This window comes from Myxococcales bacterium, from assembly GCA_016720545.1.
Classification (GTDB): domain Bacteria; phylum Myxococcota_A; class Polyangia; order Polyangiales; family Polyangiaceae; genus JAAFHV01.
In genome coordinates this window covers 67,989-83,594 of record JADKKK010000006.1, presented here as the reverse complement: position 1 = coordinate 83,594, position 15,606 = coordinate 67,989, and the positions used below count along the sequence as shown (strand labels likewise).

General features: G+C 70.3%; 14 protein-coding genes. 7 read left to right on the top strand and 7 right to left on the bottom strand.

Annotation, left to right across the window (positions count from 1 at the left end):
• Window positions 1-45: 45 nt before the first annotated feature.
• The gene (locus IPQ09_14130; GenBank protein ID MBL0195342.1) at window positions 46-294 is read left to right on the top strand and encodes a hypothetical protein; all 249 of its coding nucleotides are present in this window, start codon (window positions 46-48) and stop codon (window positions 292-294) included.
• Between the two features lie 121 nt (window positions 295-415).
• Window positions 416-565: a hypothetical protein gene (locus IPQ09_14125; protein ID MBL0195341.1), complete on the top strand. Its 150-nt coding sequence runs from the start codon at window positions 416-418 to the stop codon at window positions 563-565.
• 108 nt (window positions 566-673) lie between these two features.
• On the opposite strand, the gene IPQ09_14120 is transcribed toward IPQ09_14125, so the two are convergent.
• From IPQ09_14120 to IPQ09_14100, 5 genes are all read right to left on the bottom strand, one after another.
• Entirely contained in the window at window positions 674-1,345 is a 672-nt protein-coding gene (locus IPQ09_14120) for a DUF4347 domain-containing protein (protein ID MBL0195340.1), read from the bottom strand.
• Window positions 1,346-1,461: 116 nt separating this feature from the next.
• Window positions 1,462-2,634: an AI-2E family transporter gene (locus IPQ09_14115; GenBank protein MBL0195339.1), complete on the bottom strand. Its 1,173-nt coding sequence runs from the start codon at window positions 2,632-2,634 to the stop codon at window positions 1,462-1,464.
• Between the two features lie 91 nt (window positions 2,635-2,725).
• Window positions 2,726-3,496 carry an ATP-dependent Clp protease adaptor ClpS gene (locus IPQ09_14110; protein MBL0195338.1) on the bottom strand — a complete coding sequence of 257 codons (771 nt, stop codon included), beginning with the start codon at window positions 3,494-3,496 and terminating at the stop codon, window positions 2,726-2,728.
• Window positions 3,497-3,613: 117 nt separating this feature from the next.
• The gene (locus IPQ09_14105) at window positions 3,614-5,221 is read right to left on the bottom strand and encodes a M15 family metallopeptidase (protein ID MBL0195337.1); all 1,608 of its coding nucleotides are present in this window, start codon (window positions 5,219-5,221) and stop codon (window positions 3,614-3,616) included.
• A gap of 74 nt (window positions 5,222-5,295) precedes the next feature.
• Window positions 5,296-5,751, bottom strand: a complete 456-nt coding sequence (locus tag IPQ09_14100) for a universal stress protein (GenBank protein ID MBL0195336.1) — start codon at window positions 5,749-5,751, stop codon at window positions 5,296-5,298.
• A gap of 138 nt (window positions 5,752-5,889) precedes the next feature.
• Between IPQ09_14100 and IPQ09_14095 the strand changes: the two genes are divergently transcribed.
• Entirely contained in the window at window positions 5,890-6,558 is a 669-nt protein-coding gene (locus IPQ09_14095) for a CBS domain-containing protein (protein MBL0195335.1), read from the top strand.
• Between the two features lie 94 nt (window positions 6,559-6,652).
• Here IPQ09_14095 and secA read toward each other — a convergent pair whose 3' ends face one another.
• Window positions 6,653-9,685 carry a preprotein translocase subunit SecA gene (gene secA, locus IPQ09_14090; protein ID MBL0195334.1) on the bottom strand — a complete coding sequence of 1,011 codons (3,033 nt, stop codon included), beginning with the start codon at window positions 9,683-9,685 and terminating at the stop codon, window positions 6,653-6,655.
• Window positions 9,686-9,888: 203 nt separating this feature from the next.
• On the opposite strand from secA, the gene IPQ09_14085 reads away from it, so the two are divergent.
• On the top strand, window positions 9,889-10,950 hold the full coding sequence (locus IPQ09_14085) for a D-alanyl-D-alanine carboxypeptidase family protein (protein ID MBL0195333.1): 1,062 nt from the start codon (window positions 9,889-9,891) through the stop codon (window positions 10,948-10,950).
• Between the two features lie 71 nt (window positions 10,951-11,021).
• Here IPQ09_14085 and IPQ09_14080 read toward each other — a convergent pair whose 3' ends face one another.
• Window positions 11,022-11,957, bottom strand: a complete 936-nt coding sequence (locus IPQ09_14080; protein MBL0195332.1) for a hypothetical protein — start codon at window positions 11,955-11,957, stop codon at window positions 11,022-11,024.
• Window positions 11,958-12,119: 162 nt separating this feature from the next.
• Between IPQ09_14080 and IPQ09_14075 the strand changes: the two genes are divergently transcribed.
• From IPQ09_14075 to IPQ09_14065, 3 genes are all read left to right on the top strand, one after another.
• A complete protein-coding gene (locus IPQ09_14075; protein MBL0195331.1) occupies window positions 12,120-12,566 on the top strand; it encodes a hypothetical protein in 447 nt (148 codons plus the stop codon).
• Window positions 12,563-13,363, top strand: a complete 801-nt coding sequence (locus tag IPQ09_14070; protein MBL0195330.1) for a DUF1449 family protein — start codon at window positions 12,563-12,565, stop codon at window positions 13,361-13,363. Before IPQ09_14075 ends, IPQ09_14070 begins: the two co-directional genes overlap by 4 nt.
• Window positions 13,364-13,504: 141 nt before the next feature.
• Entirely contained in the window at window positions 13,505-15,508 is a 2,004-nt protein-coding gene (locus tag IPQ09_14065; protein ID MBL0195329.1) for a hypothetical protein, read from the top strand.
• Window positions 15,509-15,606 lie beyond the last annotated feature (98 nt).

Genomic DNA, 15,606 nt, shown 5'->3' with positions numbered 1-15,606 from the left:
CCTTCATCCGGTAGACGGCGGGGGACTCGATGCTATCCTGACAGGGTGGAAGTCGTGCTCCGCAAGCTGGGGAAGGGATCGCGGGCGGTCGCTGGCCGTCTCGTGAGGGCCCCACGCAAGGGGTCGGTCGTCGTCATCGAGTTCCCCGACGGCATGCACGAATACGTCACGACGCCTGTCAAGCGCGTGCTGCGCATGGCCGGGCGCGAGGTCTTCTACATCGAGACGGTCAACAGCCGCTATCGCCTCGAGGTGCGAAACCGTGAGGACGCCGTCGCCGAGAACACCGGCTGAGCGCGGCTCACGGGCTCGCGCCGAGCGTTCGCGCTTGACATCGGCCCACAAAAAGACATGATCCGCGCCCCTCACGGCGTTCCCCCGCGGGTCTTCGCCACCATGAAATAGGAAGTGCTCGATGGGTAAGTTCGATCGCCGAAACTCGCAGAAGATGAAGCGCCGCAAGGCCCAGACCAAGAAGAAGGAGCGCATGGCTCGCCTGCGCGCCCCGGAGGTCAAGAAGACCTCGTCTGCGCCGAAGAAGGCCTCCAAGAAGGCCAAGGCCTGAGAGGCCGAAGGGGCGCGTTCGCCCCACGCGCGAAGCCCGAGCCCTGCACTGAGCAGAGCCCGGGCTTCTCTACGTGTGCGCCTTGGAGCGAGTGCGCGGGTCGGGGTCCTACGTCTCCGGGGGCGGGCCCTGCAGCGCCGTCGGCAGGCGTCCGGTGAGAAAGTGCACAGTGTTGGGCTCGAGCGGCGAAGACGCGAGCCCAGGGCCGTCCTCCCCGAGGGGACCGAGGCCCATCGACGTGGGCCACCGCGGCTCCCCGCCTGGCGCGAGCGAGACGAGGCCGCTCTGCACCACGCCGATGACGTGCGTGTGCCCGGCCACGCGACAGCCCAAGCGACGTGAGAGGGCGCGGGCGAAGGTGTGGCCGCTCGGCCCGCCGAAGGCCTCGCACGTGCGGAGCCAGACGAGCGGCGCGCGGGACCGCGCGAGGCGCGTCGCGAGGGTGTCCAGGGCGTCCGCATAGGCGGCGGCCCCGAGCTCGCCCACGCCCAGGGGCTCCTTGCCGACGAACACGCGCCCGAACCGCCCGTGCCCCCAGAACTGCACCTCCTCGATCGCCGCGTCGGGCTCGTGCGACCCAAGGAACTCGAGCGCCTCCGCCCACGAGGCGACGCCGCGCGCGGCGTCGATCCGCCCGAGGCGGCGGTAGAGGGCCGCGCCTGCGCGCCACGCCGTGGAGAGCCCAGGCGCCCAGCCCGCGCCCGCGCAGGTGGCGTCGTATACGAGCAAGCGGAGCCCGCGCGTCGCGGCGTCCGCCCCAGCGGCGGTGATGGAGGTCATGGGCTCAGCGTGGGGACGGCGCGGCGCCCGTCAAGGTCAGGCGCGGCGCCCGCCGTCGACCGCGGGCGTACCATCCCGAGCGTTGCCCTCGGGACGATGAGCCCCGGTGCGCCCGGTTACGCGCCCTCGGACTCCTTCTCGGCGGCGTGCCTCGCGCTCGCCTCGTCGGGGGACTTCGTGCTCGCCTTCGCGTGGGCGGCCGGCTTCGCGTTCGCCTCGTGGGCTTCGTCGACGGCGGCGTCGGTGGGCTGGACGCCGCCCGCGGCCGCATCTTCCTTCACGAACTCGCCGCGAATGCGGGCGGCGACGAAGAGCGCGGGGAACGAGAGGAACACGCCCACGAATCCGAACACGTGCTCGAAGGCGATGAGGCTCACGATCAGCACGAACCCGGGCACCCGCACGTGCTGCGCGGTGAGGCGCGGGCTCAGATAATACGACTCCACCTTGTGGAGCAGGAACGTGACTCCCATGAAGATGCCCACGCCGAGCGCGCCCTTCGCCTGATAGGCCAGCAGGCAGAGCACCGTGCCGGCCACCAAGTTGCCAATCACGGGCACCAGCGCCGACATGAAGATGAGCGCCATGAGCGAGGGGATGTAGGGGATCCCCAGGACCAGGAGCACCGGGAGGGTGGTCACCGTGTTGAAGGCGGCGACCACGAACTGGAGCTGCATCGTGACGCTCACGGCGTCGGCGACGTGCTCGCACCAGCGGAGCACCCGGCCCGCCACCGACTGCCTGTCGATCTTGTCCTCGAACAGGTCGAGGTCCTGCGCCTCGAGGCGATAGACCACGCCCAGCACGAAGCCGATCATGGCCTGCACGAAGAAGCGCCCGACGGCGGTGGCGTACTTCAGGGCCTGGCCGGCGTACTCCTTCGCGTGGCCCATGAGGGCCTCGGAGTTGTCGACGTGGTGTTTGTACTTGTCGTAGAGCGGGTGGTGTTTCAGCTCGTCGAGAAAGTCGGTGGACGCCGACTGCACCGACGCCCAGTGCTCCACGCCGTAAAGCACGAACACGGTCACCGCGATCGCCGCCGAGAGGATGTAGGCCGCCACGATGCCGAGCACGACGCGCTTGGCCGGCCAGCCCGTGCGCGCCCGCACCTTGAGCTCGATCCACCGGATGGAGCGCTCGAACGCGACGAAGAAGAGCAGCGTGGCCCACAGGTGCCGGAACAGCACGAGCACGCCGAAGAAGCACGCGAGCGCGAGCAGCCGCGCGAGGGTGGGCTCGCGAAAGAGGGCGAGCAGGCGATCCCTGGGTGGGACGGGCGAGGCGGACATGCGGCAAGACTACGAGGGTTCCCGGCGGACGGAGCGCCGAAGTCGCCTCGCTCGGCGTCTCGGCGGGAGCGCGCGCGCGCGGCGCGTGAGCCTACGCCGCCTGGGCCACGAAGAAGCGCACGCCCGAGCCGCGGGCCTTCGCGTGGCGCGCGGCGGCGTCGAGCAGCGTCGTGGCCTCGCTCCGCGAGTACTCGCCGACCTCGGCGTGGCCCAGGTGGTGGGTGGCGAGCGTCCGGTGGCACGCCGTGCGGACGGGCAGCCGGAAGCCCTGCTCGAGGATGCGCATGACGTCGTCCATCGTCGAGACGTCGTCGTTCAGCACGTACACCCGCACCCGCGCGGCGGCGGCGTCGGCGGCGGGCGGGAGCGGCGACTCGGCGTCGGAGTCGAGCTCCGTCGGGGCGATCGCGAGCGCAGCGAGGAGCCGGGAGGTGGCGCCCTCGGTCGTCGCGAGGCCTGCGAGCAGATCGCCGCGCGAGAGCGTCTGCGCGCCGCGCCGGCGCATTCGCTCGAGGGCCTGGCCGAGGGTGTGCTGGGTGCGCTCCGGCCGGGGAATGGCCCGCGCCTCCAAGGCGACCTCGCGTGAGGCGAGCGCGATGAGCAGCTCGCTCCGGAGGCGCTCCGGATCGGCGCCGCGCTCGGCGACGTGCGCGCTCACGCCCGGGTCCTCGAGGGCGGCCAGCATCACCCGCTCGGGCGTCGCGTGCAGCTGCCCATACGCCAGCGCGTCCTGTTGCGCGAGGGTGAGGAGCACGACCACGCGAGGCGAGCGCGGGTAGGCCTCGAACGCGTGGCTCGGCATCGCGACGTGCCTCGGGAAGGTGCGCGCGAGCCAGCGCGCGGTGCGGGCGAGGAGGGGCATGGTCGGTGGTACGTGGGCGACCCCCGGGACGTTCCCTCGCGCCGGCTCAGTTCATGCCGAGACCTCGCCTTCGGCTCGGGCTCACCATCGACCTTCGTCCGCCCCCCGGGGCTCGCTTCAGTTCACCCGCAGCACGGGCGCGCCCGGCGCCGGCTCGCCGCCGAGCAGGAGCGTGACCTCGAGCGGTCCGTCGAGCTTGGGGAGCGGCAACATGTAAACCTTCTTTCCTACCGGGGCGGGCACGAGCAGGTTGGCGCGGTTGTACACGCTGCCTACCGCCGCGTCCGCGAGGCCCGCGGCGTAGACGAACTCGCCGCCGCCCGCTGCGCGCGCGCCGACGCGCAAGGCCCGCGGAAGCGCCGGGTAGTCGCGCGGCGCGGTCTTCGGGAGCGGCACGAAGGCGTGCGTGGTGGTGCCCACGTCGGCGAAGCCTGGCATGCCCACCAGACCCGCGCCGGGGAGGCCCACGAACGGGGGCTGAGTGAGCGTGCGCTCCGGGACATCGACCTCGACCGCGAGCACCGTGCCCGCCCACCTGCCCGCCTCGGCGTCGGTCGCGCGCCTCGCGGAGACGAGCGTGGGCGCGCCGCTCGCCGGGAGCGCCGCGCCCGACTCGCCCACCGCGAGGGCCCGCCCGCCGCACGCGCTCTCGGCGCTCGCGAGGGTGCTGCACGCGCCGCAGTTGCACCCGTCGCACACCGGCAGCTCGGTGTCGCCCACGAGCCCGCGCCGGCCGCGGATCCACTGCTCGAGCGTGAGGGCGGAGGGGCTCCGCGGGCCGCTCGCGAGCAGCGCGGCGTGGAACGCGGCCGCGTGCTCTTTGCCAATGTAGCGAAGGTGCCAGTGCTCGTAGCGATAGCCGGTCTTCGGGTTGATGGGCACAACGTGATCGCTCCGGGCGACGCAGTCGTCCTTCTCGTGGAGGTCGTCGGGGTGGATCGGATAGGGGAACACGAACCCGAACTCCCAGGAGTGCTCCTGCAGCCAGCGCCCGGGCTTGGTGCACCCGAACCCTTGACGAAACACGGTGGCGCCGCCTGCCTTCCACGCCTGCGTGAACAGGTCGATCGTCGTGCCGAGCTGGTGCTGGCTGTGGCCGGGGAGCGCCGACTGCTCGGTGGCCGCGCAGAACTCGCTGCGCTTCACCCAGCCCTGGAAGGTCTGGCACTGCATGGCGTAGCTCCGGTAGACCGAGTCGATGTGCGCCGGGAATCCCTCTCGCGCCATGGCCGCGAGCAGCGGCCTCAGCCCGTCGCCGGCCTCGCGGCGGATGCACTGGTACTTGTCACAGTCGGCGGGCGTGCGCGGCTGGAACCGCGCGATGTCGACCATGTCGCGGGGCGCGTAGTCGGGCGGCAGCGCGCCCTGCGGCGAGCGGTTCACGAGCGCGAGGAGATCGTCACCGTCAACGAAGGAGCCGCGCAGATCGGCCTCCGCGAGCCATCTCGGGCCGGAGCCCTTCGCGAGCGCGAGGCAGCCGGCGCGAGGGCTCCGCCGGAAGGCGCCATAGCTGGCTGCCGCCGCCGTGGCCGCGTCGACCTCGGCGTCGACGGGCGTCCGTGCGTCGCCGCGCGTCTGTGCGTCGGAGCTCGCCGTCTGGCTCGGAGCGGGCGCGACGGTCTGGGCCGCGTCGGGAGAGGGGGTTGGCGCGGCCCTTGGCTTCTCCACGCACGCCGAGGCCGCCAGGAGAGCCACCGCACCCACGAACTCATCGCGCCGCATCAAGCGCGCGAGCATAGCAGCGTTCGAGAGGTTCTCGTTGCCCGCAGGGGCGACCACGCTCGCCCGAGCGCCGCCGCTCAGGCCTCGTGCACGGGCACGATGAGGACGGGCACCGGCGACATGCGTACGACCTTCTCGGCGACGCTGCCGATGAGCACGCGCTCGATCCCGGAGCGGCCGTGCGTGCCCATCACCACGAGGTCGGCGTCGAGCTCCGCCGCGACGTCGAGGATGTTGCGCCACGCGGAGCCCTGGCGGAGCTCGCTCGTGACCCGGGCGCCGTCGCCGAGCTCCGCGGCGAGCTGCCGCGCGACCACCTCGACTCCCGCGTGGGCGCGCCGCTCGAGCGTCGCCACGATCGTGTCGACCTCGAGCAGGGGGGGCGGAACGTACGGGTAGACCGGAGCCTCGTAGACGTGGAGGACGACGAGCTCGGCGCCGAAGCGTTTGGCGATCGCGATCGCGCGCTTGCCCGCGGCCTCGCTCGCGGGCCCGAAGTCGACCGCGACGAGGATTTTCCGGATGCCTTCCATGCTCGGAGTAGAGCATGGCGCACGCCTTCGCGCCCCGCAGAGCGTGCGCCGCGAGGCGCAACTTCTGCGCGATAGGTCTGCAGCGCGCGCGAGAACAGGGGCGGCGGCGCGGGGCGCGGGGCTTGCTACGGCCCTGCCATGAAGCAGCCCGAGATCCGCCACCTCCCCATCCGGAGCTGCACGGTGCTGGAGGGCGACGGCGCCGTCGAGACGCGCTCGTTCGTCTTCTGCCCCCTCCGAGAGCGCGCCGAGACTACGAGCCACTGTGAGCGCTGCCCCAGCCTCGTGACCCTCGAGCCGGCCCGCGTCTCCTGTGAGCTGCCCCCGGTGGACGGTCGGCACGTCGACGCCGCGGAGCTCGCCGCGCGGCTCTGCGTGGGCGAGGTGATGCGTCGCGACGTGGTCGCGGTGACCGCCGACGTGGACCTCGTCACCGTCAGCCAGCGCCTCGTCGACGGCGCCGCCGGCTGCGTGGTGGTCGTCGACGCCAAGCGCGCGGTGTTGGGGCTCATCTCCAAGACCGACGCGCTCCGCGAGCGCGCCGAGCGCGGCGACGCGGGCCAGGCCGCGCCGCGCGAGCTTGGGCGAGGCTTCCACGTCGCCGATGTCGGCCAGAGCACCGCGGGTGACGTGATGGTCCGCGCGCCCCTCTGCCTGCCCGAGGACGCGCGCCTCTCCCACGCGATAGGCCTCATGGCGACCGACCGCCTCGCGCACCTGCCCGTCGTCGACGCGGACGGCGTGCTCGTGGGCGTGCTCGATAGCGACGACGTGCTCGCGTGGTTCGCGAAGAAAATCGGCTACTGAGCGGGCGGGCGCCCTCTCGAGCCGATCGAGCGCCGCGTCCGCAGAGAGCGCGCGGACGCGGCGCTCCCTTGACGCGGCCAGTGCGCCGCCGACGTCAGGCGTCGTCTTCGAGCGCGGCGCCGTGGCACTTGCGGAACGACTCGCCGCTGCCACACGGGCACGGATCGCTCTTCTCGATCTTCGGCGCCTCGCGCTTCGGCATCGTGACCTGCGGCTGGCGGCGCGGAGGCGGGGGCGCGTCGTCCTCGGGGCCGTAGAGCTCGCCGCCGTGGGCGAGCTGCATCGACTGGGCCGCGCGCTGGTGCCGCTCCATGTCCTCGCGCTCGAGCCGCTCGATCTCCGTCTCCTTCTGCACGCGCACCTTGAACAGCTTCGTGGCCACGTTGCTGCTGGTGGTCGCCATCATGGTGACGAAGATGTTGTAGCCCTCCTTCTTGTACTCCTGCTTCGGGTCGCGCTGGCCGTAGCCCCGCAAGCCGATGCCGTCGCGGAGGTGCTCCATGTTCGTGAGGTGCTCGACCCACTGGCGGTCGATCTCCTCGAGGTAGAAGTGGCGGAAGACGCGCAGCAACAGCTCGCTGCCCATGTCCTTCTCGCGCTCTTCCAGCACCGCGATGGCTTGCGTGTAGAGTGCATGGGCAATGTCGGCGCGATCGCCCAGGTGGTCGAAGTCGGTGGGCTTGTCGCCGAAGTGCTCGACGAAGCCGGCCCGCATGCCCTTCCAGTCCCAGTCCTCGGGCGCCGCCTTGTTCGTGGGGCAGCACTCCTCGACCATCGCGCTCACGATGCCGTCGACGAGGTCGAGCAGCCGCTCGCGCTGCTCGGTGAGGCTCAGGGGCAGCTCGGTCTTGAGGCGCGCGTAGAGCGCCTGCGCGTCGCTCTGGTCGGCCTCCTTCGCGTCGAAGCGGTAGCCGAACGCCTGGTAAACGTCGTTACGGAGCGCCTCGAAGTCGCGGAGCGCCGTCACGTCGGCCGCCTTCTTCGCAGCCTTCGCGTCGCCCTCGGGCGCCGCGGCGTGCGCGAGGAACAGCTCGTCGATGGCGGGCAGGAGGTCCTCGGCCATGCGCGGCAAGGTCGCGATCGTGCGAGCCTTGCCGGTGGGCTTGCCCTCCTCGTCGACGATCTCGGGCTTGTAGGTGCCGAGGAGGAGCTGCTGGCGAATGGTGTACACCGTGCGCCGCTGCTCGCTCATGACGTCGTCGTAGTCGAGCAGGTGCTTGCGGATGTCGAAGTTGCGCCCCTCGACCTTCGCCTGCGCGTCGAGAATGGACTTCGACACCATGGGGTGCTCGATCGGCTCGTCGTCCGGCATGCCCATGCGCTCCATGAGCGCCTTGACGCGGTCGCCGCCGAAGATGCGCATGAGGTCGTCTTCGAGCGAGAGATAGAAGCGCGACGAGCCCGGATCGCCCTGCCGGCCCGCGCGCCCGCGGAGCTGGTTGTCGATGCGGCGCGACTCGTGGCGCTCGGTGCCCACGATGTGGAGCCCGCCCGCCTTGCGCACCTCGTCGCCCTCCGCCTTGCAGGTGGCCTCGATGCGCTCGAGGACCTTCTGGAACTCCTCGGGCTCGGCCTCGGGATCGCGGTCTTGGTCCTTGAACTCGAGCTTCGCGAGCATCTCGGGGTTGCCGCCCAGGATGATGTCGGTGCCGCGGCCGGCCATGTTGGTCGACACCGTGATGGCGCCCTTGCGGCCCGCCTGGGCGACCACGAAGGCCTCCTTCTCGTGCTGCTTGGCGTTCAGCACCGCGTGGGGCACGCCCTGCTTCTTCAAGATCTTGGAGATCGCGCCGGACTTCTCGACGCTGGTGGTGCCGACGAGCACCGGCTGTCCGCGCTCGTGGTACTCGAGGATCTCGGCGGTGACCGCGGTGAACTTCTCGCGCTCGGTCTTGTAGATGAGGTCCTCCGAGTCCTCCCGGAGGATAGGCTTGTTCGTCGGGATGATGACGACGTTCAGCTTGTAGGTCTTGTGGAACTCCTCGGCCTCGGTGTCGGCGGTGCCGGTCATTCCGCCGAGCTTCTTGTAGAGGCGGAAGAGGTTCTGGAAGGTGATGGTGGCCATCGTGCGCGTCTCCTCTTGGATACGCACGTTCTCCTTGGCCTCGACGGCCTGGTGCAGGCCGTCCGACCAGCGGCGGCCGGCGAGCACGCGGCCCGTGAACTCGTCGATGATGAGGACCTTCTCGTCCTCCGTGACGAGGTAGTTCACGTCGCGCTTGTAGAGGGCGTGCGCGCGGAGGCACTGGTTCATGATGTGCAGCGACTCGAGGTTCACCGGGTCGTACAGGTTCTTGATGCCCATCAGCTTCTGGGCGGCGTCCACGCCCTCGTCGGTCATGCCGACCGAGTGGCCCTTCTCGTCGACGATATAGTGCTCGTCTTTCTTGAGGCGCGGGATGACGTCGCTGATGCTGCGGTATTTCTCGCTCGACGCCTCGGCCTGCCCGCTGATGATGAGCGGCGTGCGGGCCTCGTCGATGAGGATGCTGTCGACCTCGTCGACGATGGCGAAGTTGAGCTCGCGCTGGGCGTACTCGAGCGCGGAGAACTTCATGTTGTCGCGCAGGTAGTCGAAGCCAAACTCGTTGTTTTGCCCGTAGGTGATGTCGCACCGGTAGGCGTGGCGCTTCTCCCAGTCGCCCTGCGACGGGATGACGATGCCGGTGGAGAGGCCGAGGAAGCCGTAGAGCCGGGCCATCCACTCGGCGTCGCGCTTGGCGAGGTAGTCGTTCACCGTGACGACGTGCACGCCCTTGCCTTCGAGCGCGTTTAGGTAGCAGGGCAGGGTGGCCACGAGGGTCTTGCCCTCGCCGGTGCGCATCTCGGCGATGTTGCCGCGGTGGAGGACCATGCCGCCGATGAGCTGCACGTCGTAGTGCCGCATCTTCAGGACGCGCTTGCCGCCCTCGCGACACACGGCGAAGGCCTCGACGAGGATGTCGTCGAGTGTGGCGCCGTTCTCGAGCTTCTGCTTGAACTCTGCGGTCTTGCCCTTGAGGTCCGCGTCGGAGAGCTTGCCGATCTTCGGCTCGAGCGCGTTGATCTGGTCGACCAGCGGGCGGATCTTCTTGATCTCGCGCTCGTGGGAGGTGCCGAGGAGCTTCTTCATGGCCCAAGCGAACATGGGGGCGCAACCTAGTCACGTGGCCCGCTTTTCGCAAACCATGCTTGCGCGCGGCAGAGGCCTCGCCGGCGGCGTGCGAGCCACGAGGTGGGGCGTGGCCTAGCCAGGCCACGCCCGTTCAGTCGGGGTCGCGCCCGTCTAGCTAGGAGGCGGGCTCGGCGATTTTCGGGTGCACGCGGGGCCTCGTTCGCTAGGCTCTTCTCGTGGACCGCCCGCGAACTCTGGCCGTTGTTCCGCTCCTCGCCGTCGCTTCGTGCCTGGCGATCTCCGCGTGCGCCTCCTCCGGAGCCGACGACGCCCACGGGCACGAACCTGAGCCCGAGCTCGGCTCGGTGACGAGCGCGCTGGTCGACGCCGATCCGGTGTCGAAGGCGGTCACCGACAGCTGCACCACGGCGTCCGTGCGCGGGCTCGGCGTGCAGCTCGTCGCGCAGATCCAGTGCCTGCGCCCGAACACGATGGCCCGCATCGACACGGTGCCGAACACCACCCTCGGCAGCGCGGTGTTCCCGTACCTCCAGGCGCCCGCGGCCGACGCCCTGCGCAAGGTGGCCGCCTCGCGTGGCGTGCGGCTCGTCATCAACTCGGCCCTTCGCACCTTGCCTCAGCAGTACCTGCTCTATCGCTGGTACCGCACCGGCCGCTGCGGGATAGGCCTCGCGGCCAGCCCGGGCGCGAGCAACCATGAGACGGGCGTGGCGGTCGACGTGAACGACAACGCCGCGTGGCGCGCGGGCTTCCAGAACAACGGCTGGCGGTGGCTAGGCGCGAGCGACCCCGTGCACTACGACTACACGGCCGGCGGGGTGAACATCCGCGGCCTCTCGGTGAAGGCGTTCCAAATCTTGTGGAACCGCAACCACCCGACGGATCGCATCGACGAGGACGGCGCGTACGGCCCGGCCACCGAGACGCGCCTCGCGCGGTCGCCCATCGGCGGCTTCGCCTTGGGCCCGTCGTGCCCGGACGGCGGCGCGCCCCCTCCGAAGCCCGACGGCGGCGCCCCGGGCACGGACGGGGGCGTCGAGCCGCCGCTCCCGCCGAACGAGCCGCCCGAGGTCCCGGATGGGCAGGAGCCCGACTCCATTCCCGAAGAGGGCGGGGCCGCCCCGGGCCAAGCGTCGGGCAACCCCGCCGCGCTCGAGCCGGTCGACAACGGGCAAGGTTGCTCCTCCGCCCGGCCGGTCGCGTCGCCGTTCGCCGGCCTGTCGCTCCTTGGCCTCGCGCTCGGCGCGCTCGGCGCGCGACGTCGCCGCGCGCGCTAGCCGCGAAAGTTGTGTATTCTGCATGAATTCCTCCCCGGCGCGAACGCCGGGGAGGCGGGCCGCCGCGAGGACTACTTCAGCTCGCCGAGGCGGGCGTCGAAGTCCTCCTGCGAGATCTTGCCCTCCTTCAGGTCGGCGGAGAGCTGGTCGAGCGCGGCCTTGTTGTCCTCCGCCTTCTTCGCGATGTCGTCCTTCTGCTCGGCGTAGGCGGCCTTGCCCTCCTTCTCGGCGGACTTGAAGAGGCCCTTGAGCGCCGCGACGTCGCCCTTCGCGTCTTCGGCGAAGAACTTCTCCATCACCTTCCCGAGCGCGAACGTGGCCGCGAACGACGTGGTCGCGCCGACCGCGGAGCCCCAGCCCGGGACGAGCTTCGCGAGGCTGTTGACCGCCATGCGCGCGCCCGTACCCAGCCCGAGCCCGTAGAGCATCGACTTCGCCGCGTTCTTGTCGACCGTGTGGCCCCAATATTGGCCGATGTCGCGGATCATCTTGAGCTGAATGCCCAGCACCGCGAGCTCACCCACCACGGGGAGCGGGAAGGCGCCCAGGATGGCGGTGATCGCCGAATACTTGAGGATGTCCTTGCGCACGCCCTTGGCCCGCGCCTCGGGATCGGTGACCGCCTGGATGTTGCTCGGCAGGACGGTGTTCTTGCCCTCCGCGACGAGGGTCGCGAAGAAGTTGCGCTGTTCAGCGGTGACGGCGGTCTTCTCCGCGATGAGGTCGAGCACCTTCTGCTCTTCGGGCGAGCAGGTGCCGTCGGCGTTCGCCATCGCGAAGGCGCTCTTCCAGATGGTGTCGCGGGCCTCCTTCGAGGTGAGCACGGCGAGCTCGGTCGCCGGGTCGATCTTCTGGGCGAGCAGGGTCTCGACGGTGGTGCCCTCGGGGAGGGTGATGGTCTCGAGGGCCGCCTCCAGGGACTTCCGCTCTTCGGCGTGGATCTCCCCGTCGGCCTGCGCGACCGCGACGAGGACTTTGAGGCTGGCGAACGCTTCGGCTTCGGTCATGGGCATATTCGGTGTTCCTCCGCTCCCCACCTGGGGGCGAGACACGACACCTCCCCCGCGTGGGCGTGTCAAGGCTCGCCGCGCCCCGTCGCGCGCTCTTGCGTCGTCTTCAGTCCGCCGCAGATTGGACTTCCGCGGAGCGCGCGAGGTACCGTCGACCCTGTGAACGGCGCGTCCTCCCTCCTGCTCGGCGTCCTCGGGCCCGACCTCCTCGGCGAGGCCGCCGATCTGCTCCGCGCCTCGACCAACGAAGACCCGGCCGAGGCCATCGTGTGGACCGTGCTCGTGGGGGCGCAGCTCTTCTTCAAGGCCGAGCACGGCCACAACCCGAAGGTGCGCACCCTGAACGACGCGCTCGTCTACGTCTCCACCAACCTGTCGGTGGGGTACTGCGACATCTTCGCGATGACCGAGCGAGGCAAGCAAATAGGCAGCTTGCTCATGACGTTCGGGCCCGCCCTCGCCGCGCGGGCGCTCGACCCCACCGCGGAGGAGCGACGCTCTGCCGAGACGGCGGCCGAGCGCAAACACGCCGCCCTCCTCGAGCGTCTCGACCGCATCGCCGGGCTCCTCGAGGCGGGGGCCCCGCCTCCGCGCGAGCCGGCGTGAGCGCGCTCGGGCCGCTCTTCGCCTTCCCGGTCGTCGTGTGGACTGTGCTCGTGGCGATCTCGCTCGTGTATTGGCTGTTCGTGATGAGCGGCCTCGTCCACCTCGGCGAGGGCGTGGACGGCGGCGCCGAGGGGCTGGGCGAGGGGCTCGGCGAGGGCGTCGGTGACGGCGCGACCGGGGCCATCAAGGGCGCGCTCGAGGGGGCGGCAGGCGGCGGCGGGCCCGAGATCGACCTCCACGCCGACGTGGACGGCGATCTCGACGTGGACGGCGACCTCGACGTAGACGCGGCCCACGCCGAGGCCCAGGGCGCCGGCCCGCACGCGCTGCTGGCGGCGTTCCGAATGCGCGACGTGCCCGTGACCGTGCAATTTACACTCATCTCGTTCTTCGCGTGGGCGACCAGCTTCGTCGCGCTCTGGGCGCTCGGGCGCGCCGGCCACGATCCGAGCCTGCTCGTGCGCTGCCTGCTCACCTTCGTCGCCGCCCCCGCGATGGCGCTGCCGCTCGCCAAGCTCGCCGCGCGGCCGCTCGCGCCGCTGCTCGCCACGAAGCACGCGAAGTCGGCGCGCGACCTCATCGGCAAGACGTGCACGATCCGCACGGGCGAGGCTACCGAGACCTTCGGCGAGGCGGTGGTGAAGGACACGGGCGCCGACCTCGTGCTGCGGGTGCGCGTCGAGGGCGGCGCGCTCCGCCGCGGCGACGAGGGGCTCATCGTGGGGTGGGACGACGAGCGCGAGGAGTACATCGTCGAGTCGATGGACGAGGCGATGGGCCGTAAGAAACGCGGATAACTTTTCCGCGCCGTGGCGCACATGCCACGATTGCCACCGGCCACGAGGTCCGTGCGTCGCACGGACCTCGAGAGGCCGCTCGGCGCCCCGCGCGGGGCGTCGGTCTGCGTGGCAGACAATCGAAGGGGACGGTCGCGAGATATGCAGGAATTCATTCCCTTTTTGGCGCTGTTTGGGGCGGGCATCATCATCCTGTTCGGCGTGGGCGCGCTGTTCGCGCGCTTCTATCGCCAGGTGGAGCAGGGCAAGGCGCTCATCATCAACACCTCGCGCGCCGAGCCCTCGGTGACCTTCACCGGGAAGCTCGTGCTGCCGGTGGTGAACCGCGCCGAGACGATGGACCTCTCGGTGAAGACCATCCAGATCGATCGCCGCGGGAAGGAGGGGCTGATCTGCAACGACAACATTCGCGCCGACATCAACGTCACCTTCTTCGTACGGGTGAACAAGACCGCCGAGGACGTGCTGAAGGTCGCCCAGTCGATAGGCTGCGTGCGCGCGAGCGACGGCCGCACTCTCAATGAGCTCTTCAACGCCAAGTTCTCCGAGGCGCTGAAGACCGTCGGCAAACACTTCGATTTCGAGCAGCTCTACACGAAGCGCGACGAGTTCAAAGACGCGATCATCAAGGTGATTGGCAAAGATCTGAACGGCTTCATCCTGGACGACGCAGCCATCGACTACCTGGAGCAGACTCCCCTGGAGGCGCTCGACCGCGACAATATCATGGACTCCGAGGGTATTCGGAAGATCACCGCGCTCACCGTGGAGCGCAACGTGCAAACGAACGAGCTCCGCCAGAAGGAGCGCATGGACATGGGCAGCCAGAACCTGAACGCCGACGAGGCGATGTTCCGGTTCGAGCAGCGCAAGGCCGAGGCGGAGGCCAAGAAGGACCGCGAAATCTCGGTCGCGAAGACCCGCGAGGAGAACGAGGCAGCGCGGCTCGCCCTCGAGGAGCACAAGAAGACGCAGCTGCTCCGCCAGAAGACCGAGGAGGAGGTCGCGGTCGCGGGCGAGGTGAAGGCCCGCGGCGTGGCCGTCGCCCAGAAGAACCGCGAGCGCGAGATCGGGATCGAGACCGAGCGCGTGGAGAAGGCCCGCCAGCTCGAGGCCGTGGGGCGCGAGCGCGAGGTGCAGATCGCCGTGCTCGCCCGCGATCGGGACCTCGAGATGCAGAAGAAAGAGATCGCCGACGTGGTGCGCACGCGCATCGCCGTCGACAAGACGGTGGCGGTGGAGGAGGAGCTCATCAAGGACCTCCGCACGACGTCGCAGGCGACCCGCGAGAAGGAAGTGGTCCGGCTCGCCGCGGAGGCGCAGGCCCAGGAGACCCTGGTGAAGCTGGTGAAGGCCGCGGAGGCCCAGGAAGAAGCCGCGAAGCACAAGGCGCGGGAGCGCATGCTCGTGGCCGACGCTGATCTCGAGACCGCCGACAAGGTGGCGCGCGCCAAGATCCGCATGGCCGAGGGCGTGCAGGCCGAGGAGGCCGCGAAGGGGCTCGCCCAGGCGCGGGTCCGCGAGGCCGACGCCGTCGCGATGGAGAAGCAGGGGCTCGTGGAGGCCCGCGTGACCCTCGAGAAGATGAACGCGTCCGCGCAGGGCGACGAGAAGCAGGGCCTGGCGAAGGTGGCGGTGCGCTCCGCCGAGGCCGAGGTCTTCCAGCGCCAAGGGTTGGCCGAGGCCGCCGTGGTGCGCGAGCGCATGACGGCCGAAGCCACCGGCATCCGCGAGAAGGCCGACGCGATGCGCGTGCTCGACGCGAGCTCGCGCGAGCACGAGGAGTTCCGCCTCACCCTCGAGCGCGACCGCACCGTGCAGCTCGAGGGCATCAAGGCGCGCAAGGAGCAGGCGCTCGCGCAGGCCGACGTGCTCGGCCGGTCGCTCGCGAACGCCAAGTTCAACATCGTCGGTGGCGACGGCGCGTTCTTCGATCGCTACGTGAAGGCCATCGGCGTGGGCCAGTCGATCGAGGGAGCTCTCGCGGAGAGCCCCACGCTCCGCGCGGTAGCCCGAGACTTCACGGGCGACGCCTCGCTCGACCCGGAGCTCGCCGGCCTCATCGAGCGCTTCTCGCGCGGCGACAAGGACGCGAAGAAGGCACTGCTCGGCATGGTGAAGAAGGACCCCCAGGCGGGCGCCTAGGAGCCTGGTGTTTTTCAAACACAAGGCTCCGTCGTTCCTGGTCATCAGGGAGAGGCTCGCGCCTCTCCCCCCCCCAAAAAAATGCGTGGGTTTTCGGG

What these genes read in the sequence shown, in the direction of transcription:
- IPQ09_14115 (MBL0195339.1), bottom strand. Translation starts at nt 2,634, where the DNA reads ATGTCCGCCTCGCCCGTCCCACCCAGGGATCGCCTGCTCGCCCTCTTT.
- secA (MBL0195334.1), bottom strand. Translation starts at nt 9,685, where the DNA reads ATGTTCGCTTGGGCCATGAAGAAGCTCCTCGGCACCTCCCACGAGCGC.
- IPQ09_14100 (MBL0195336.1), bottom strand. Translation starts at nt 5,751, where the DNA reads ATGGAAGGCATCCGGAAAATCCTCGTCGCGGTCGACTTCGGGCCCGCG.
- IPQ09_14095 (MBL0195335.1), top strand. Translation starts at nt 5,890, where the DNA reads ATGAAGCAGCCCGAGATCCGCCACCTCCCCATCCGGAGCTGCACGGTG.
- IPQ09_14065 (MBL0195329.1), top strand. Translation starts at nt 13,505, where the DNA reads ATGCAGGAATTCATTCCCTTTTTGGCGCTGTTTGGGGCGGGCATCATC.
- IPQ09_14080 (MBL0195332.1), bottom strand. Translation starts at nt 11,957, where the DNA reads ATGACCGAAGCCGAAGCGTTCGCCAGCCTCAAAGTCCTCGTCGCGGTC.
- IPQ09_14120 (MBL0195340.1), bottom strand. Translation starts at nt 1,345, where the DNA reads ATGACCTCCATCACCGCCGCTGGGGCGGACGCCGCGACGCGCGGGCTC.
- IPQ09_14125 (MBL0195341.1), top strand. Translation starts at nt 416, where the DNA reads ATGGGTAAGTTCGATCGCCGAAACTCGCAGAAGATGAAGCGCCGCAAG.
- IPQ09_14110 (MBL0195338.1), bottom strand. Translation starts at nt 3,496, where the DNA reads ATGCCCCTCCTCGCCCGCACCGCGCGCTGGCTCGCGCGCACCTTCCCG.